This window comes from Pseudomonas tremae (assembly GCF_023278125.1).
Taxonomy (GTDB): Bacteria; Pseudomonadota; Gammaproteobacteria; order Pseudomonadales; family Pseudomonadaceae; genus Aquipseudomonas; species Aquipseudomonas tremae.
Genome location: NZ_CP066270.1, coordinates 1677005 through 1695024, shown reverse-complemented (window position 1 = coordinate 1695024; position 18020 = coordinate 1677005). Strand labels below are relative to the sequence as shown.

Annotated in this window: 18 protein-coding genes; 7 read left to right on the top strand and 11 right to left on the bottom strand. The window is 56.4% G+C overall.

What is annotated here, in order from left to right:
* Positions 1–23: 23 nt before the first annotated feature.
* Positions 24–770: a sulfite exporter TauE/SafE family protein gene (locus tag I9H09_RS07825; RefSeq protein WP_183136751.1), complete on the bottom strand. Its 747-nt coding sequence runs from the start codon at positions 768–770 to the stop codon at positions 24–26.
* 187 nt (positions 771–957) lie between these two features.
* Here I9H09_RS07825 and I9H09_RS07820 point away from each other — a divergent pair, with 187 nt between their 5' ends.
* Together I9H09_RS07820 and I9H09_RS07815 are read left to right on the top strand one after the other, a co-directional pair.
* Complete coding sequence (locus I9H09_RS07820; protein WP_005889787.1) at positions 958–1431, top strand: MarR family winged helix-turn-helix transcriptional regulator; 474 nt, start codon at positions 958–960, stop codon at positions 1429–1431.
* A 137-nt stretch (positions 1432–1568) separates the two neighbouring features.
* Positions 1569–1988, top strand: a complete 420-nt coding sequence (locus I9H09_RS07815; protein ID WP_005889785.1) for an organic hydroperoxide resistance protein — start codon at positions 1569–1571, stop codon at positions 1986–1988.
* A gap of 101 nt (positions 1989–2089) precedes the next feature.
* On the opposite strand, the gene I9H09_RS07810 is transcribed toward I9H09_RS07815, so the two are convergent.
* The 4 genes from I9H09_RS07810 to I9H09_RS07795 all read right to left on the bottom strand — a co-directional run bounded on the left by I9H09_RS07810 (position 2090) and on the right by I9H09_RS07795 (position 6722).
* Entirely contained in the window at positions 2090–2659 is a 570-nt protein-coding gene (locus tag I9H09_RS07810) for an elongation factor P (RefSeq protein ID WP_005889783.1), read from the bottom strand.
* Positions 2660–2757: 98 nt separating this feature from the next.
* Positions 2758–3888, bottom strand: a complete 1131-nt coding sequence (earP, locus tag I9H09_RS07805; RefSeq protein WP_122346603.1) for an elongation factor P maturation arginine rhamnosyltransferase EarP — start codon at positions 3886–3888, stop codon at positions 2758–2760.
* Positions 3889–3984: 96 nt separating this feature from the next.
* Positions 3985–5316, bottom strand: coding sequence for a hypothetical protein (locus tag I9H09_RS07800; protein WP_122346602.1), 1332 nt, complete (start codon positions 5314–5316; stop codon positions 3985–3987).
* Positions 5317–5318: 2 nt separating this feature from the next.
* Positions 5319–6722, bottom strand: coding sequence for an McrB family protein (locus tag I9H09_RS07795; RefSeq protein ID WP_236502260.1), 1404 nt, complete (start codon positions 6720–6722; stop codon positions 5319–5321).
* Between the two features lie 282 nt (positions 6723–7004).
* On the opposite strand from I9H09_RS07795, the gene I9H09_RS07790 reads away from it, so the two are divergent.
* The 3 genes from I9H09_RS07790 to I9H09_RS07780 all read left to right on the top strand — a co-directional run bounded on the left by I9H09_RS07790 (position 7005) and on the right by I9H09_RS07780 (position 8219).
* The gene (locus I9H09_RS07790; RefSeq protein ID WP_005889775.1) at positions 7005–7403 is read left to right on the top strand and encodes a hypothetical protein; all 399 of its coding nucleotides are present in this window, start codon (positions 7005–7007) and stop codon (positions 7401–7403) included.
* Positions 7404–7406: 3 nt separating this feature from the next.
* Positions 7407–7889, top strand: coding sequence for a GreA/GreB family elongation factor (locus I9H09_RS07785; protein WP_024669873.1), 483 nt, complete (start codon positions 7407–7409; stop codon positions 7887–7889).
* Between the two features lie 123 nt (positions 7890–8012).
* Entirely contained in the window at positions 8013–8219 is a 207-nt protein-coding gene (locus I9H09_RS07780; protein ID WP_002554553.1) for a hypothetical protein, read from the top strand.
* Between the two features lie 60 nt (positions 8220–8279).
* On the opposite strand, the gene I9H09_RS07775 is transcribed toward I9H09_RS07780, so the two are convergent.
* Positions 8280–9557 (bottom strand): aromatic amino acid transport family protein, encoded by a 1278-nt coding sequence (locus tag I9H09_RS07775; protein ID WP_122311608.1) that lies wholly within the window; start codon positions 9555–9557, stop codon positions 8280–8282.
* 390 nt (positions 9558–9947) lie between these two features.
* On the opposite strand from I9H09_RS07775, the gene I9H09_RS07770 reads away from it, so the two are divergent.
* Together I9H09_RS07770 and I9H09_RS07765 are read left to right on the top strand one after the other, a co-directional pair.
* A complete protein-coding gene (locus I9H09_RS07770; protein WP_122346600.1) occupies positions 9948–10784 on the top strand; it encodes a TlpA disulfide reductase family protein in 837 nt (278 codons plus the stop codon).
* 76 nt (positions 10785–10860) lie between these two features.
* Positions 10861–11424: a TetR/AcrR family transcriptional regulator gene (locus I9H09_RS07765; protein ID WP_122346599.1), complete on the top strand. Its 564-nt coding sequence runs from the start codon at positions 10861–10863 to the stop codon at positions 11422–11424.
* Between the two features lie 107 nt (positions 11425–11531).
* Here the strand turns inward: I9H09_RS07765 and I9H09_RS07760 are convergent, their stop codons facing one another.
* The 5 genes from I9H09_RS07760 to I9H09_RS07740 form a co-directional block, all read right to left on the bottom strand.
* Positions 11532–11873, bottom strand: coding sequence for a ComEA family DNA-binding protein (locus I9H09_RS07760; RefSeq protein ID WP_005889766.1), 342 nt, complete (start codon positions 11871–11873; stop codon positions 11532–11534).
* Positions 11874–12031: 158 nt separating this feature from the next.
* Entirely contained in the window at positions 12032–14026 is a 1995-nt protein-coding gene (locus tag I9H09_RS07755) for a polysaccharide biosynthesis protein (protein WP_005889765.1), read from the bottom strand.
* 97 nt (positions 14027–14123) lie between these two features.
* The gene (locus I9H09_RS07750; RefSeq protein WP_122311606.1) at positions 14124–15140 is read right to left on the bottom strand and encodes an MraY family glycosyltransferase; all 1017 of its coding nucleotides are present in this window, start codon (positions 15138–15140) and stop codon (positions 14124–14126) included.
* Positions 15133–16119: a UDP-glucose 4-epimerase family protein gene (locus I9H09_RS07745; protein WP_236502261.1), complete on the bottom strand. Its 987-nt coding sequence runs from the start codon at positions 16117–16119 to the stop codon at positions 15133–15135. Before I9H09_RS07745 ends, I9H09_RS07750 begins: the two co-directional genes overlap by 8 nt.
* 193 nt (positions 16120–16312) lie before the next feature.
* Positions 16313–17755, bottom strand: coding sequence for an MBL fold metallo-hydrolase (locus tag I9H09_RS07740; RefSeq protein WP_122346598.1), 1443 nt, complete (start codon positions 17753–17755; stop codon positions 16313–16315).
* Positions 17756–18020 lie beyond the last annotated feature (265 nt).

Here is an 18020-nt window from a genome sequence, read left to right as displayed (position 1 = left end):
TTGAGCGGGTGGTCCCGAAGGGCTCAGACTTTAAGCGCGAGAATCACTGCGCACAGCACCAGAAACACACAGAACATCAGGCGTAACGTGCGCTCCGGCAACGAGTGCGCCAGCTTTACACCCCAACTGATGCTGGCCAGACCGCCGATCGCCAACGGGATACCCATCGACCAGTTGACGTGGTCGTGCAGCGCGTAAGTGACCAATGTGATACCAGTGCTTGGAGCCGCAAGCGACAGAGCAAGCCCTTGCGCAACCACCTGCGTAGCGCCGAACATGCTGGTCAGGATCGGAGTAGCCACCACTCCGCCGCCTACGCCAAACAAGCCGCCGGTGACGCCGGAACCGACACCCAGCAGCCACAGCCAGCGCTCATGACGCAGCCCGGTGCCTGCCTGACTATTACGCCAATACATTTGCGCGACGTTAAACACAGTCAAGACCACCAGAAAGACGATAAAGCCCAGGCGCATGCCTTGTGGATCGACCCGTACGGCCAGCAGCGACGTGAGCCAGGCCATGAAGAAACCGGGAATGATCAGCATCAGTGCGTTGCGCAGTAAAATCCGGTTACGCTGGTTGTAGCGCCACAACGCGAGCAACACATTGGGCAGCACCATCAACAAGGCAGTGCCCTGAGCCAGCTGTTGATCAAGCCCGAACAAAACGCCCAGTACCGGAATCGCCACCAGCCCGCCGCCAATTCCGAACAACCCTCCCAAGGTGCCCATTAACGCGCCGAGCAACACGAACATCACAATTTCAATCACACTGCATCCCCAACCATCCGATGGTCAAATGCTGCGCAGTCCTGTCCGCGTCAACACCCGATAATGTCTTTTTTCATACACAACACATGATGACATTGCTGCCAGCTCGCAGGCATGGAAATTATCCAGCGCGTTAAAACAGTTCAACACTGGGTTAAACTCAGTTTACCGAGTACGAGGATCCGACATGAGTGCCGACAAGAGCCCGACCCACCTTGAGTCCGCTGATTGCGACTTGTTGCTGCTGGATAATCAATTATGTTTCGCCCTCTACTCCACCTCGTTGATGATGACCAAGGTCTATAAACCCTTGCTTCAGGCACTTGGCCTGACCTATCCGCAGTACCTGGCCATGATGGTGCTGTGGGAAAAAGACGGTCTGACCGTGAGCGATGTCAGCACGCGCCTGCTGACCGATCCGGGTTCGCTGACGCCCTTGCTCAAGCGCCTTGAAGGTGAAGGCTTCATCAGTCGCACGCGCAGCAAGGAAGACGAGCGTGTGGTGTTACTGCACCTGACCGAACAAGGTCGTGCATTGCAGCACAAGGCCCTGAACGTGCCAGGCTGCATTCTCTCCACCAGCGGCCTGAGCATGGAAAAACTCCATGAACTGCAGGCTCAGTTGCTCGACCTGCGTGACCATCTGCACCAGAGTCTGTAGGCGGGATTCAACGCAGCGTTTCACTCCTCGCGAAATTTAGCTTGCGCACTAACTAATCAAGAGATACCTTTGTCGCGTGATTATATTGCGCGCAAGTATTTGGCGCACAACCAAGCTCATGAAAACGAGGAAATACCATGGACACGCTTTACACCGCAGTTGCAACCGCCACCGGCGGCCGTGATGGTCGTGCCGTTTCCAGCGACAATATTCTCGACGTCAAACTGGCGACCCCGAAAGAACTCGGCGGTGCTGGCGGCGCAGCCACCAACCCTGAGCAATTGTTCGCTGCCGGCTACTCGGCCTGCTTCATTGGCGCGCTGAAATTCGTGGCCGGTCAAAGCAAACGCAGCATCCCGGCAGACGCCTCGATCACTGCTCACGTAGGCATCGGCCAGATCCCCGGTGGTTTCGGTCTGGACATCGACCTGCATGTCAGCCTTCCTGGCCTTGAACAAGCCGACGCCCAGCAACTGGTAGACGCCGCTCACGTGGTCTGCCCGTACTCCAACGCCACACGTGGCAACGTCGATGTGCGCCTGCATGTGACGGTGTGAAAGCCGCTTGAAGCCTGAGCACCGCTGTTCAGCAGAATTTCAGGCATAAAAAAACCCGCAGCGATGCGGGTTTTTTGCGTAACGGGGTCAAAACACCCTGCTTACTTGGCACGGCCCTTGTAGGAACCGCCTTCGCGGGTGTCGATCTCGATCATGTCACCGATTTCGATGAAGTCTGCAACGCTCAGCTCGGTGCCGTTTTTCAGCTTGGCAGGCTTCATGACCTTGCCAGAGGTGTCGCCGCGAGCGGAACCTTCGGTGTAGTCAACCTGGCGCACGATAGTGGTCGGCAGTTCAACGGAAACCAGACGGTCTTCAAAGAAAACGGCTTCGCAGATGTCGGTCATGCCTTCTTCGACGAATGGCAGAACGCTTTCGATGTCTTCGGCGTTCAGCTCGTACATGGTGTAGTCAGTGGTGTCCATGAACGTGTAGGTGTCACCACTGATGAAAGACAGAGTGGCTTCCTTGCGGTCGAGGATCACGTCGTCCAGTTTGTCATCGGCGCTGTAGACGATCTCGGTCTTGTAACCGGTCAGCAGGTTTTTCAGCTTGGTCTTCATGATCGCGCTGTTACGACCGGATTTGGTGAACTCAGCTTTCTGAACCAGCCAAGGATCGTTTTCGAGACGGATCACGGTACCGGGTTTCAGCTCTTTACCAGTTTTCATTGCATATATCCGAATTTGGATGAATTAACCAAAGGCTCTGTACGAGAAATAGCCTACACAGGCACTTTCCGTACAGAGCCTGATATCAAGGTCGCGTATCATAGCGAATTTCCATAAAACTGCACCAGCGCCGTGGCAAGATCAGTCTGTGCGGCTTGTTGCAGGCACCAGCGCTCGGCATGTCTTTCGATTTCAGGCCAGTGCGCCATCAGCTCTTTCCAGCTATCGGCAAGGTCGCCGCCAGCGCTCCAACCGTGCCACAAGCGGCTCAAAGCCTGTCCGGCAGGGGGCGAAAGCCCGTCCAGATACAGTGCCAGAAAAGCATCGAGCTTCGGCAGGTGCGCATCGTCTTCCTGTTGATAGATGTGCCAGAGCATCGGTCGCCCCGCCCATTGCGCCCGCACGAACGAGTCCTCACCGCGCACGATGTTGAAATCGCAGCTCCACAGCAGCAGGTCGTACTGCTCCTGACTGACGAACGGCAAGACCTGCACCGTGAGTGCGCCCCTCACCTGCGTCGTGCCTACCGCCAGTTCACTGCCAAGCCAGCGCTGCAGATCGCCCAGAATGCGGCCTTCCGGCACCAGCATGTGTGTCGGTCGTTCATCGTTGGCCAATACGTCAAGCCAACTGCCCAGGCCCGGGTTTTCGTAGGCAAACACCGATATCAGACGGGTATCTTCCAGCGGCTCGACGCCCAGCCCTTCAAGAAAGGCGCGCTGCTCCGCTTTGTCATGCTCAAAGGCATGGCGCCTGTTCACAAGGTCTCGCTCGCGCAGCAAACCGCCTGTGGTGTCGGAAAAACCCGGGAAGAAAAAGAACTTCTTGAGGCCGTTAGACTGCGGCGACGGCAGCCCGTGACAGCCTGACACCCATTCTTCGGCACTCAGGTAATCGAGGTTCAGCCACAGCGGCCTTGGCGAGTGTTGCAGCATTGCTTCGGTGTACGACTCCGGCAATCGACAGGCAAAGGCTTCGATCACTGCATCAGGAATGACCGTGCTTGCCCATTGCACTGGCCACTGGCAAACGCTGACGCCTTCATGCTGTTGCTGCACGGCCGCCGCGTCGGCACCAGGACACAGCCGAGCGAACGCCGACAGATCGTCGATCCATAAACGAACCTGCAGGCCATGTTCGGCAACCAATTGGCGTGCCAGACGCCAGGTCACACCCGCATCACCGTAGTTATCGACGACGCTGCAAAAAATGTCCCACGAGGCTTTCATCCTGGCTTCCTGAGGCTGAAGGGCAAAACGCTGATTGTCGTTCAGAAAGGTCGGTTGCCACCACCTTTACCCAAGTCAAAAGCAAGTGGGGGGCGCTCAGAGCAGAGCAGAACACTGATAGCGTGTTGCATACGCACGGATCAGGTCGACAGTGGGCAATGAACGGAGCACCAGAGGCGGGTCCCATGCTGGCTGACCCACAGGCTCGGACCATTTTGCCTGCTCGCCAGGCAGCCACATTTCAAGCGTTACCCGATGGTCGCTGCAACCTTCTCTGGCAAGGTGGTGACAGAGCAGCAACCCATAGACCTCCATATTCAGAAAATCACGCTCTTCCTTTGCCAGAACAGCATCCTCGGCCCACTTGGGCCGCATCAGCCGCGGCCGCGAGTAATACTTGAAATCCACGATGGTCCAGGCTGCGTCATCCCGAGTCACCAGATCGGGACGCCGCTCGATGTGATTGCGCGCGAAGAGTTTCTGCCGCTGTCTGTCCCAGCGGGACTGGGACTCGTAACTCGACAGTCCATGTGGCAGATGCTGGTCATCACAGGTTTCGAAGCGCTCTTCGCCACCCGCCTTTTCGCTCAGCGCATGGCACAGACAGATCGACTCCCAGACCGCCCAGAAGTCGTTCACTCCCCATACAAGCCCGCAGTGGGCGCCCCCCTGACTGCCGGCATTCAGGTAAGACTCGAGCGCGCCATGCAACTGATGATAGTGGGCGTCCCGCGGTACCGCGCATCGATCGATAGACTGCAACAAGTGACGCAGACGACTCAGACTGCGCTGACGCGACTCGGCATCGCCACGATAGAGAGAGTCCTCGGCACTGAGGTAGCGGTGTCGAAAAGCCTCTGCCAGGGCCTCCCCTTCGCCAAGAAAACTACCCCAGGCGCAAAGCGGATCGACCTTCAGCAGTTCTCGATAGAAATCCAGGGCAAGGACACAGTAAAGCCCGACTATATCGGCCTTGCCGAACTGCCCGGTCTTGAGCGGTCCCTGAACATAGTCAAGGTAAGCCACGCCACTTTGGTCGAACACGGCCCGGTGCAGGTGTCTGTCAAATCGGCGATACGGATCATCAACGCTGCGGCATCTCCTCTCGCAAAGGGACAGCAGACTGCGTGGGTCAGCCTTGTCGAACAGTTCATCGAGCCCGAGCGCATCATGAAACGAAACGCTGTCGCCACCACGCCCACAGCCCTCTTCCCGAGCGTCTTCCGTTCCGTCACGGGGGCTCGACGAATCGCTGTCACGACGGGTTCGGCGAAAAACTACAAAGCAGCGGTAAAGCAGCGAGAGGGCCTCTTCGCTGTCCATCCCTGCCATACCATAAGGGACTTTCAGCAAGTATCGGCCATCGGGTTCGCGTACCAGCCCCACTTCATTGCCACTTTCGACCCGTTCGATCTCGTCCAGCCGCATCTTCAGACTTCTTCGGCTGTAGAGTTTTCTTCTGCCGGGGCGCTGGCTGCGTTTTCACGCGGCGGCACAGTTGCTTCAACCGGCCCGGCGCACAAGCGTTCGACAAACTGCTCAGCCTGATCCGCAAACTGCCCGAAGGTACGCAGCTCCTGATGCTTCAGATCGAGCAGATTACAGAGCGGTGACTTGTCTCGATCAAATACGTTGTCCCACAAGTAAAAGAACAACTTGCCGACGATATCGGTGCGCTCGATGTGATAGGAGGCTATGCCCACCTCAAACATCGATAGGGTTTGCAGGTAGTCTTCGACAATCAGGCCTGTGTCATCGGACTTGTATTTCTTGCGGCTCCGATTGGAGCAGTAATAATCATTGGCCACACCAGAACCGGAGCGGATCGCGGTGAATTTCAGCTCGGCGCTTTTATCATAACCGCCATGCTTTAGAAGCCTTTGCTTGTCGGTTTCAGACAACTCTTCTGCCAGAAGCCTGTGCTGCTCGTCGAACGCTCTGCTCTCAGGCACACCGCTGATCATGTCGCCGAACTTGCTGGCGCTGGCTTCCAGTGCAGCCAGATGCGCCGGGTGAGCCTGAAGCAGGGTCTGTTTGTCGATTCTGCACCTGGCCTTTACAAACCAGGGGCCGACCAGTTTGTCATCCAGCCTGGGCGCAGTGCAGCGTTCACGGATGAACCGGTTCAAGGCATTCACGAACGTCTGCCATGTCAAATCCTGCCCACATGGCATAAGTGCATCGCGCTGTTCGGCGGGCACTTGAGCAAAACCTTCGGCACAAAACTCGAAATGCCAACGCCGCTTGAACGCCGAGTCCATGAAGAATATGGATTCATCACTGGTGTTCATGGTGCCGATCATGTGCAGGTTCGGCGGCAGGCACAGCTGCCGCAATTCCAGACAGGTTTGCAGCTTGTCAGTCAACTCAGGATAAGGCCAGGAATGACCGAGCACGCGTTCAAGCTCTGCTTTGAAAGCACATAACACCAGTTCGGAAACACTGATCTCGTAACTGGACCAGCCCGACTCATCGCGGTCCAGCAGTTGGAACACATCGCCGAATATTTCCGCGCAGTTGCCCCGGTTGATTTCATCCAGTAACAGCACAACGTTTTTCGGTACCTGACCGGCAGAGTCTTGAAGCTGGTAAGCGAATGCCATCGCCAGCGCCCGGATGAAAGGACCTGCGTGAACGTGGTACTCGATTTGCCCACTCTTGTTGGTGGTAGGCAGCAGCCTTGCGACGAATTCGCCGTAACTGTAATCGGGATGAAAGGTGAGCGGCACAATACGCGCCTTGTCCACGCCAAGTGCCAGTGCTTTTTCCGCTCGTGCCCGATGGCTTTTGCTGGTACCGGGCGGACCGAAAAGTATTGATTGGTGCTCAACCATGAACGATGCCTCTCCTTGAACGAATGCCGGTGCCAGAACAGTCTCTCGATCTGGGGACTGCCTCACATCGCAGGCGTTGTCAGCCATGCAAACCCAGCGCAAAGTACCATCAAAGATCAATGGTTTGAATGGCCATGCGGTTACTGTATGACGGCTCGTGCGCCGGACTGCAAGGCAGTCGGCGCAAAACATTGCATCTACCCTTCGCTACCGTGGACTATGGCCGCTACGCTGCGCCTGCGTGATACCGAGAGCATTTGTCGCCCTGAAAGGAGTTCAGCCATGCCATCCACCACCCGCCGTCGCGACCTGTATGTGTCATTGAAGTTGATTGTCTGCATTGCACTGGGCATCTGGCTGGGCGCAATGGCTGTTTTTTTCACGGGTATGCTGTACTTCAAGAACTTGCCGCCCGCGCAAAGCCAGGCGCTGGAAAATGCTGCCGCGCAACTGACCGCCCCGCCCGCGCAGAAAACCACCCCGCCGTCTGAGCCGGAAACTGAAATGTTCCGCAAATACGAGCAAAGCCTGCGTGAAAGCGAGGCCCGGCAGGCCCGCGAGCAGGTTCAGGAACAACAGCAGCGCACGTTCAGCCGCTCCAAGTGTGACTTCTGGATACAGCAGGATCGCACCGCTCCGAGCGAGAAAAGTCGTGCGAGCATCGATCAATATTGTGGATAACTCATGAACAAGCAGGACGTGTTGCAGCTGATCATCGATAAACTGGAAATTGATCTGGACGTTGCGCAGCGGGCTGCGCAGACCGCTTACGAAACGGCTACCCACGAAGAAAACATCGCTGAAAACAAATACGACACGCTGGGCCTGGAAGCCTCTTATCTGGCAGCTGGCCAGGCACGACGGGTAGAGGAAATACGCCAGTCACTGACGCTTTATCAGAAGTGGTCACTCAAACCTTTCGATGAATCGCGAGGCATTCAGACCGGTGATCTGATAATCGTCGAAGCCCAGGGCGGGCAGACTCACTACCTGTTTCTGGGGCCGGATGCTGCAGGCCTGAAGGTCAGCGCGGGCGACCAGTTAATCACGGTGATCACCGCACGCGCGCCACTGGGGCAAAGCTTGTTGGGCAAATTCGAAGACGATGCCGTACAGATTGTCATCAACGGCACAGGACAATCCTACGAGATTACACAAACGTTGTGACAAAGCGGCCATCTGCGGGGTTGCCCGCGCCGAGTTTTTATGGGTAAGGTGGGCCGTCGCTACAACCAGCGCAACCGGGGCTACATCAAAGCGAACAAGGACTAACACCCAAGGAGATTTTTCATGACAAACGTCATCGCATTCCCTGACGCCCATGAACGTGATCGCCTGAAGTCCAGTCAAGATCCGGCGTTGAGGTACCTGAACAAGAAAGAGCGACAACTGATCGACCAACTGCGTTCGACCAGCCATGCGGGACGCCAGTACGTTTACGACTACGCAAGCATCATGCACCTGTCCAGGCCGCTATACCCTGAACCTGTGGATTGACTGCACTCCGTACAGCCTGACCGTGAGCTGCACCGATACGCCGGCGCAGCTCACAGGGGCTCAGCGTGTCAGCGAAAAGATCAGTGCCGAGATAGCCACCAGACCGGCGGCAATTACAAAATAGTTGGACCATGCGCCTGCATACTTGCGCATGGCCGGCACTTTGTAGATCGCATACATCGGCATCAGGAACAGCAGCGCCGAAATAACCGGCCCGCCCAGCGTTTCGATCATGCCCAGGATGCTCGGGTTAAGCGTTGCCACCAGCCAGCACACTACCAGCATGAACATCGCAGTCATCCGGTCCAGAGCCTTGGGGGCCGGACGACGACCGGATTTCAAAACCAGCCCTTTCAGACCCTCGCTGGCACCGATGTAGTGCCCGAGGAACGACTTGGAGATGGCCACGAACGCAATCAGCGGTGCGACAAAAGCGATTGTCGGGTTATTGAAGTGGTTGGCCAGGTAAGACAGGATCGAGATGTTCTGCGCTTTGGCTTCGGCTAACTGGGCTGGTGAAAGGGTCAGTACGCAGCTGAAGACGAAAAACAGCACCATCACCACCATCAGGCCGTGAGCACGAGCCAGAATCTGCGAACTGCGCACCTCAGCGTTCTCGCCGTACTGACGTTTCTGGTCTACCGCGAAGGCAGAGATGATCGGCGTGTGGTTGAAGGAAAACACCATCACCGGGATAGCCAGCCACAGGGTCGGCAGAAATGCCGAGGGCTCAGGCAAGGTGGTCGCGGTGCTCAGGATACCGCCGGTCCAGTGCGGAATGAGGAATACCGCAAGGAACAGCAGCGCGACGATAAACGGGTACACCATCAAGCTCATGGCCTTGACGATGAATCGTTCGCCACACCGCACTACGGCCAGCAAGCCCATGATCAGCACAAAAGCCAGCACCGCACGTGGGGGCGGCATTACGTGCAACTGATGCTCGAGAAAACTGCCTACGGTGTTGGTGAGTGCGACGCTGTAGATCAGCAGAATCGGAAAGATTGCAAAGAAGTACAGCAAGGTGATCATCGCGCCGGCGCTCTTGCCGAAATGCTGCTCGACCACTTCCGTGATATCGGCCCCTTCGCGTCCGGACAGCACGAACCGGGTCAAGCCACGGTGCGCGTAGAACGTCATCGGGAATGCCAGCAATGCCAAGGCCATGAGTGGCCAGAAACCGCCAATGCCTGCATTGATGGGTAGAAATAGAGTACCTGCGCCGATGGCGGTACCGAACAATCCGAGCATCCAGGTGGTGTCATTACGATTCCAAGAGGCGATGCTCTCGGGAGCTACGTCCAGACGTTCTACGACGCCATTAGCCTGATCATTCATCCGGTCGACTCTCCGTGGCCGGTTTATCAAAAAGGAAGACGCGTCGAAAAAGCGGGCAGTTCCGCGCCTCCCTCGAAAACAGCGCGGCAGATTCTCCGGGATTGGCAGCAGAAGTCAAAGGCTTGTAGGACAATACTTGCAAGGCCGCGATGTCTTTACGTTACGCACGCCTTGCATACCAAGGGCTGGCGACCGATTGTCCTTCTGTCGTGAGCCGTGCTTTTCTGGCTTATCCAGACGCCATCAACCGCCACACACTCAGGCACAGTTGCGCGTTATGCGAAAAAAACACCGAGAGATACCATCACCGCGCGAAGGCTCGGCCAGCGAGCTTTCAACTGCGAGCATGATCGCGCGCGCAGACCAAAGCCTTTCAAGAGCCAAAACAAAATGTTGAGTATCAATGCAGGCCCGTTCGCCATCGCGGTTTCACACGTGCTACTGCTCACGGCCCTTGTGCTGGCGACGCTGATAGAAGCCCATTGCCTGCGCCATGTCGAACCCAAAAAGACAGCTGTATTCGGGCTGTTCATTCTTGGCCTCATCACTGCACGTGTGGCCTTCGTTGCTGCCTACTTCGCTGAGTGCTGCGACGCGCCCTGGAAGGCGTTGGACATCCGGGATGGCGGCTTCCTGGTCTGGCCGGGTGTTATCGGGGCCGTGATGGGCGGTTTGATCATCGGCTGGCGACACCCCAAGCGACGTCGTGCGCTAGCGTTGGGCCTCGGCACCGGGCTGCTTGTATGGCTGCTGGGCGGCCTGATTCTGAGCAGCTACCAACAGGGGGCGCCACTGCCCGAAACAACGCTGCTGGACACGACTGGCAAGCCGGTCAGAGTCTCTGACTACCGAGGCAAGTCGATTGTCATAAACCTTTGGGCAACATGGTGCCCTCCGTGTAGAAGGGAAATGCCAGTGCTGCGAGATATGCAACTGGCGCGAACGGACATCGTATTCCTGTTCGTCAATCAAGCCGAAAGTGCCGATACAGTCAGCCGCTACCTGTCGACACAGGGCCTGCCGCTGCGCAACAGCTTACTTGACCCGGACGGGGAGTTTGCCCGGCAAGTCGGCTCGGTCGCGCTCCCGACTACCCTGTTCTATTCGCCTGAAGGGCGCTTGACGGGCAGCCATCTGGGTGAAATATCCAAGGCCAGCCTGATACATTATCTGGACATTCAAAACGGAAGTGGTTCGCAGGATTCGGTATCGACTGGCAATCATTAGCGAAAGCCTGCTGCATCGATTCACCTATCCATGTATAAATGCCCTGACACATTGGTCATCTCTGGAGACTCAGCGCATGCGTTACGCGCTCGATCATAAGGCCCAAACCCACCAACGCATCGTCAAGGAAGCGTCGATGCGCTTTCGGCGCGACGGCATTGGTGCTACAGGCTTACAACCTTTGATGAAAGCACTCAGCTTGACCCATGGCGGTTTTTACGCGCATTTCAAATCCAAGGATGATCTGGTCGAACAGGCATTGAATCACGCCCTCGACGAGGTAAAAGGAATCACCAGCGAAGTTTTCGCCAAACAGGACTCGCTCAGTGAATTCATTGATCTATATCTTTCTCTTGACAGTCGTGACGCACCGGATGGCGGATGCCCGTTACCGAGCATGTGCCTGGAACTGGGACATCGCGATCAACCCAGCGAGGTAACTGACAAGATCATTCTTCATTTGCTTGAGCTGTTCGACAAGGCACCTTCTGGTGACAAATCCAGAAGCTTGCCAACATTGTCTACTCTGGTAGGTGGCTTGGTACTAGCGCGCAGCGCTTTCGACGACGCGTTGTCGAAACGCATTCTTGACGAGACACGCGACTTCCTCAAACAGGAGCTGAGAAAAACCGCAAACTGACACATTGAAGATGTGGACGTTGTCGCTGTATCAACGCTTATTTAACGATGCACCCAAAGACAGGCCGATCAATGATCGGCCTGTCTTTTTTCAGGCGCCTTTAATACTTAGTTAACGGACAGCTTATCGCGGTTCCTGTCCAGAATGGCCTTGCCAATGCCCTTTACTTCAATCAGCTCATCGACTGACGTGAACTCGCCGTTGGCGTCTCTGTACGCAACGATGGCATCGGCTTTGCTCTTGCCAATACCGGCCAGCTGCTTCTGGAGGGTTTGTGCATCGGCAGTGTTGAGATTGACCCGATCTTCGCGCTGCTCATGAACGACAGCGGGTGCTGCGTCCATGGTCATCATGGGCGGCGGCTGAGCCGGTTGTTGGGCGGCGCTGACCGCAACCGAGGCTGTGGTCAGCAAGGCAAAGACAAGAGAGCTGAAAAAAGGGGTTCGCATAGATGAAGCTCCATAGCAGTTCAAGGCAGCACTCCAAATGCTGTGCCTAAAACTTAAACCACTGTTTCTCTCGGGAAAAGAAACGGAGCATTGCGACCTGTTTCGACATCAATCAACGTATGTCTGCGCCTGACAAACCTCAGTAAAAGCGAGGGAAATCACGGTTCTCCGCTGCGTTCCTGATACATCCAGTCAACGATTTCGCCTTCTGGTGTATAGCCGTTGACTGTTTCACGCAGTAATTGACGCACACTGTTGTAATCGTCCCGATCAACCGCATCCAGCAACTTTGTCAGGCGGCCTTTCAACACATCCCATTGCAGATAATCTTCGTTCGCACTCATGATCATCGGATGTTCGGTGGCGACGACGTTGTCTCCGATCAGCAGCTCTTCGTAGAGCTTCTCGCCCGGACGCAGCCCGGTAAACTCGATCGAAATGTCACCGTGCGGGTTCTTCTCGGAACGAATGGCCAGACCTGACAGGTGAATCATCTTTTCGGCAAGTTCTATGATCTTGACCGGCTCGCCCATGTCCAGAACGAACACATCTCCGCCATGGCCCATGGAACCCGCCTGAATGACCAACTGGGCAGCCTCGGGGATAGTCATGAAGTAGCGGGTGATCTTCGGGTGGGTGACCGTCAGAGGTCCGCCTGACTGGATCTGCTTGTGAAACAGCGGTATCACCGAGCCTGACGACCCCAACACATTGCCGAAGCGGACCATGGTGAAGCGGGTCTTGTTCACCTGATACACATTGGCCTTGTCGCCAAATATGACCGGCGCCGTTTCGCGACTCAGGGCCTGCAGTATCAACTCGGCAAGGCGCTTGGTGCTGCCCATTACGTTGGTCGGCCTGACCGCCTTGTCGGTGGAGATCAGGACAAAGTTGGAAACACCCGATTGCAAGGCCGCCTGGGCGGTATTGAGCGTACCAACCACGTTGTTGAGCACACCCTCGGCAATGTTGTGTTCGACCATCGGCACATGCTTGTAGGCGGCCGCGTGATAAACCGTGTCGACCCTCCAGGTTTTCATGATCGACAGCAGCTTGGGGTGGTTGCGTACTGAACCGAGAATGGGCAGCAACTTGACCGAAAGCGATTCGCGCGCCGAACGCTGCTCAAGCTCGGAAAGAATGCTGTAAAGGTTGAATTCGCTGTGATCCAGCAACAGCAGCTGGGTGGGCTGCAGCAGGAGGATCTGGCGGCAGAGCTCTGAACCGATCGACCCGCCGGCGCCAGTCACCAGGACCGTCTTGCCCTTGATGCAATGCTCCAGCAGGTTGTCCCGCGCAGGTACCGAGTCACGTCCCAGAAGGTCGGCGATATCGACTTCCTGGAGGTCGTCCACCTTTACCCTGCCGGCCGCCAGATCCATGAAACCGGGAACACTTCGCACGTGAAGCGGGAAGCCTTCCAGAAAACCGAGAATTTCCCGACGCCGCCCACGTGATGATGATGGAATTGCCAGAAGAATCTCTTGAGCGCCGGTTGAATCTATCATTCGCTGAATGTTTCGCGGCTTATAAACCTGAAGGCCTGAAATCACTCGATTGGAGATTGATTCGTCATCATCGATGAACGCCACGGGATGCATGAGGCGCCCCATGCGCAATGCAGCGACCAACTGATTACCAGCAGCACCGGCACCGTAGATGGCGACTTTTTGCAGACCATTGTCACTTTTGGCAAAGGGCACGTGCTGCGCTGCCGCAAACCAGTCACCGAGAAAATATTGGCGCATGGCAAGGCGTAGACCGCCGATCATGACCATGCTCAGCCACCAGTAGTTGAAGATGACCGAGCGCGGGACCAGTTGCTGATGGTTGCTGTAGACGTAAACCATGCACCCCAGTATCAGGGATGACATCGTGACCGCCTTGATGATCGCAATCAGGGCATCATTGCCGAAATAGCGCATGACCGCCCGATACATGCCAAAACGGATAAACAGGGGAATGGCGGCGAGCGGCGCACTGATGAAAAGCCAGGTGTGTTTTTCCAGCGGGTTGATCAGTTCGTCGATACCCAGTCGCACGACAAACGCCATCCACAGAGCCAGCCAGACGAGCAGCACGTCGGCAGCAACCTGAATTATCCGTTTTTTGCGGCGGGGTAACGCCAGCAAACTGGACCGCAACCTACTCATCAATTGTTTAATGCTCCGTTATGCTGCCGGTTGAACATCACTGGAACCGGCGCCTGAGAAACAACTACGTGTCTGAGACAACCGGAAACCCGCTTCGTTACATCCTTTCCGCTTTACCCGCCCTGAACCTCAGGGCCAGATAAACCAGCGGTACGTAGGCAATTGCCGTCCATGTCAGCCCATCGCCCCCCATCAGCGCTACCCACAGTGCCACGGGTAGCAGCCATACCAGATTGATCATCACGACGGCCAGCGTCACGGGCAGGTGCTTGCCGTAATCCCGCGAAGCGAACTGATAGGCGTGACTTCGGTGGGCTTCGTAGACTTTCTCTCTACGCAACAATCGGCGAATCAGGGTCAGGGTCGCATCGACGATAAACACGCCCAGCAGGATCAGCCAGCACCAGAATAGCTGAGGCGAAGCCCAGGAACCCTGAATGGATAGCAAACCGAGGACGATTCCGAGAAAACCGCTGCCCGCATCCCCCATGAATATCTTGGCCGGGGGGAAGTTCCAGCACAGAAAACCTGCCGCAGCAGCGGCCAGCAGCAGAGACTCCCACGATAACCCGACATGGCCCCCCAATGCATAAATGATGCTCATGCCCAAGCACACGGTCACCGCCTCGACGCCAGCAATTCCGTCGATGCCGTCCATGAAGTTGTAGAGGTTCAACATCCACACCAGATAGAACGCGGCAAGTACCTGGCCGAGCGGCCCCGGATCGAAGCTCCAGCCCATGATGCTGAGTGGCGCAAGCCCGCCCAGCCAGAACAAGGTCCAGCCGGCAGCGACAAAATGCCCGAGAAGCCGCCAGCGTGCAGCAATGTGCCCATGGTCGTCCATGAAACCGACCAGTGCCACCAGGCCTCCCGAACCGATGATGGCGGTAAGAGCAGACGCTGACAGGTGCCCGATCCCGGTCAGCAACGTTACGGCCAGGAGAAACGCGATGACAATGGCAACGCCGCCACCACGGGGAGTAGGCAAGGAGTGAGAGCTGCGCGCGTTGGGCACATCAATCAGGCTTCTGGCCAGTGCGTATTTGCGCAGCAACCCCGTCAACGCCAGAGACAGGAGCGCAACCACCGCTACCGATAGCCACTCAATCATGCTTGTCATGTTCCAGATAATACCGAGCCGTATCGCGCATCGCGTGTTCAACACTCACAGCTGGATGCCAGTCCAGCATCGTACAGGTTTTACTGATATCGACCTGCAACGAGCTGCATAAACGCTGGGAAAACGCGCTCTTGCCCAACAACGTTGCCGCCCCTTTCAATACACCGGCCGGAACGGGCAGTAATCTGGCCGGCTTGCCAAGCGCCTTGCCCATCTCACGCAAGAGCCGACTGGTGGAAAGATCATCCCCGTCACTCACCAGAAACGTCTGCCCCGCAGCAGCAGGGTGCTCGACACAGCGCATTAGCAGATCAGCCAGATTGTCGACGGCGACCAGGCTTCGACGGTTATCAATGGCCCCGAGCGGCAACGGCACGCGCTTATCGAGCCAGCGCATCATGCTTTTGAAGTTGGCTTTGACCCCAGGGCCATAGACCAGCACCGGGCGAATGATCACGACCTCCAGGCCCGTTCGGACAGACAACTCGCGCAGCCCCTCCTCGGCCTTCAACTTGGAAACGCCGTAGGCGTCCAGCGGCTTGCAGGTGTCGTCGGCCGTGAACGGCGCGTTCGGCGCTGTAACCTCGCCATTGGCCTTGATGGAACTGAGGAAGATGAAGCGCTTCACACCTGCAGCTGCCGCCTGTTCGGCCAGGTTCAGGGTGGCGCTGACGTTGGCGCGAAAATATTCCTGGTCTGGCTCGGAAGCAGTTTCGGCGAGTACATGAACGCGCGCTGCACAATGCACAACTACCTTCGCATCACGCAGAAATGCCGCCCAATCATTATCCGGCGCAAGGGACTTTACCTGAACGACCTCCACACGTTGCGCAGGACACTGATACGCACTTGCGTTCCGGACAGCGACCCTTGCGGAGTAACCGGTACGATCAATCAAATAACGAACGACAGCGCTGCCGACGAACCCTGTCGCACCTGTTATCGCAACCAATGCAACATCATCGCTCATGCAAGAACGCCCTTCCAAATCGGCCAAATATTCCTTATGTGACTCTTTTTGACAACTAAAATATTTTCAATCTATCTTGCCACTTCTCCAACCGCCTTCTTTACAACAGTTATGCCAGAACGCCGAGTGGTTAAAATGAACAGGCCGTTTTCGCCAGACAACTAGAACGCCCGCTCGGGCCTATAAAAAACCGTCAGGGAATGACAAGATCCACAGCATGTTTTTGAAGAGCGTACTTACGGGATAACACAGTCCCCAGCGCTTCTTTGGCGGAGGCCTCGCCATGCACCAGGCGGACCTGCGCAGGCCACTCTTTCATACCAGTGACAAACTCGACAAGTTCAGCCTGATCTGCGTGGGCAGAATAACCGTTGGCGGTGTGAATACCCGCACGAATATCAAAACGCTCGCGGTCCAGCTCGACGTAGCCTCCCAGCGGGCCATGAGACTGAATGGCTGCACCCGGTGTGCCTTTGCCCTGATAACCGACAAACACCACATTATGTCGACGGTCGCCCAACATGGCTTTCAGGTAATTGACGATCCTGCCTCCTGCACACATGCCATTACCGGCAATGACAATGGCGGGACGCGCAGTACTTGCGAGGTAATTGACGGTGCGCAGGTGCTGCTCGTGAGTGTCGATACCGATCAACTGATCAAAACCCAACGGCTTTCTTCCGGCCCCCGAGCGAAGCCGGGCATCGTTATCCCAATAATCTTCACATGACTGGTAGAGCTTCGTGAAACGACTTGCCAGCGGTGAATCGAGAATGACCGGCAACCGTGACCAGTCGCCAGGCAGGATGTCGTCGCCGTCGAGCCGCGCAGAGCCTTCACCGGCCTGACTCAGCAGCATCTTGCGCCGCAGAATGTCCTCCAGCTCATAGAGCAACTCCTGAGTACGACCGATACTGAAGGCTGGAATCAGGACCGTGCCGTTGTCTTCCAGCGCCTTGTCAATGATTCGCTCGAGCCCTTGCTGGCGAGTACTGCGATCCTCATGAAGACGATCACCGTATGTGCTTTCCAGAACCAGAACGTCTGCGCGCTCCGGAGGCTTTGGCGCAGGCAGGAACGGCGTATGACTGGCGCCCAGGTCTCCGGAAAAAACCACGCGGATGGAGCGCCCTTCCAGCGGGTAGTGCAGGTCGCATTCCACATATGCCGAACCCAGAATATGCCCGGCACGCTGCAGGCGAACCTTGCAATGCAGCGATTCGTGATCGATCAGGCTGAACCAGTTATCGAACGGCAACGCAATGACCCGCTTGTTAATGGTCTCGAGGTGTCGCTCGGCCTGTGCGGGATCGTGGGCGAATGCAATTTTAAGAGTGTCCTCCATGACCAGCGGCAGCATGTGAGCGCTGGGCTCGCTGCACAGTATCGGCCCTGTATAGCCTGCCGCCAGCAATTCGGGAATACGTCCGACATGGTCATTGTGGACGTGAGTGACCAGCAGCGCCCTGATGCTCTCGGGGTCGAAATCGAACGATGCTGACTCGACCCGCCCTTCGCGCCCCTGGACCGAACCGCAGTCGATCAACAGGCTGCTTGAACTGTTCATGAGCAGTTGATGGCATGAGCCGGTGACAGTATCGACAGCGCCGTGGTGAATGATTTCCGGGTAAGACATGCAGTTACCTTTTGTTGCCTTCCTGAATCGGTGGCGAGTGCCACAATCCGACTTCAGGCCTGGGCCGTTATTTCGGCGCATTCTGCACTTGAACAACTTATTTTCAAGACTTGACACAACGCTGTTACAGAAACGGCTATCGTCACTGAATGCAACTATAGCCGTACGCCCCTTGAGAATGGGCACTCTGTTTTAAAAAGAGAATATTCCTACGCGCAGCAGTAACATTTACTCAACTAACGCGAGAATAAACTGACGATATTAT

What these genes read in the sequence shown, in the direction of transcription:
- I9H09_RS07795 (WP_236502260.1), bottom strand. Translation starts at nt 6,722, where the DNA reads ATGGTTGAGCACCAATCAATACTTTTCGGTCCGCCCGGTACCAGCAAA.
- I9H09_RS07810 (WP_005889783.1), bottom strand. Translation starts at nt 2,659, where the DNA reads ATGAAAACTGGTAAAGAGCTGAAACCCGGTACCGTGATCCGTCTCGAA.
- I9H09_RS07790 (WP_005889775.1), top strand. Translation starts at nt 7,005, where the DNA reads ATGCCATCCACCACCCGCCGTCGCGACCTGTATGTGTCATTGAAGTTG.
- I9H09_RS07760 (WP_005889766.1), bottom strand. Translation starts at nt 11,873, where the DNA reads ATGCGAACCCCTTTTTTCAGCTCTCTTGTCTTTGCCTTGCTGACCACA.
- I9H09_RS07745 (WP_236502261.1), bottom strand. Translation starts at nt 16,119, where the DNA reads ATGAGCGATGATGTTGCATTGGTTGCGATAACAGGTGCGACAGGGTTC.
- I9H09_RS07820 (WP_005889787.1), top strand. Translation starts at nt 958, where the DNA reads ATGAGTGCCGACAAGAGCCCGACCCACCTTGAGTCCGCTGATTGCGAC.
- I9H09_RS07750 (WP_122311606.1), bottom strand. Translation starts at nt 15,140, where the DNA reads ATGATTGAGTGGCTATCGGTAGCGGTGGTTGCGCTCCTGTCTCTGGCG.
- I9H09_RS07740 (WP_122346598.1), bottom strand. Translation starts at nt 17,755, where the DNA reads ATGTCTTACCCGGAAATCATTCACCACGGCGCTGTCGATACTGTCACC.
- I9H09_RS07775 (WP_122311608.1), bottom strand. Translation starts at nt 9,557, where the DNA reads ATGAATGATCAGGCTAATGGCGTCGTAGAACGTCTGGACGTAGCTCCC.
- I9H09_RS07765 (WP_122346599.1), top strand. Translation starts at nt 10,861, where the DNA reads ATGCGTTACGCGCTCGATCATAAGGCCCAAACCCACCAACGCATCGTC.
- I9H09_RS07800 (WP_122346602.1), bottom strand. Translation starts at nt 5,316, where the DNA reads ATGCGGCTGGACGAGATCGAACGGGTCGAAAGTGGCAATGAAGTGGGG.
- I9H09_RS07755 (WP_005889765.1), bottom strand. Translation starts at nt 14,026, where the DNA reads ATGAGTAGGTTGCGGTCCAGTTTGCTGGCGTTACCCCGCCGCAAAAAA.
- I9H09_RS07780 (WP_002554553.1), top strand. Translation starts at nt 8,013, where the DNA reads ATGACAAACGTCATCGCATTCCCTGACGCCCATGAACGTGATCGCCTG.
- I9H09_RS07785 (WP_024669873.1), top strand. Translation starts at nt 7,407, where the DNA reads ATGAACAAGCAGGACGTGTTGCAGCTGATCATCGATAAACTGGAAATT.
- I9H09_RS07815 (WP_005889785.1), top strand. Translation starts at nt 1,569, where the DNA reads ATGGACACGCTTTACACCGCAGTTGCAACCGCCACCGGCGGCCGTGAT.
- I9H09_RS07770 (WP_122346600.1), top strand. Translation starts at nt 9,948, where the DNA reads ATGTTGAGTATCAATGCAGGCCCGTTCGCCATCGCGGTTTCACACGTG.
- earP (WP_122346603.1), bottom strand. Translation starts at nt 3,888, where the DNA reads ATGAAAGCCTCGTGGGACATTTTTTGCAGCGTCGTCGATAACTACGGT.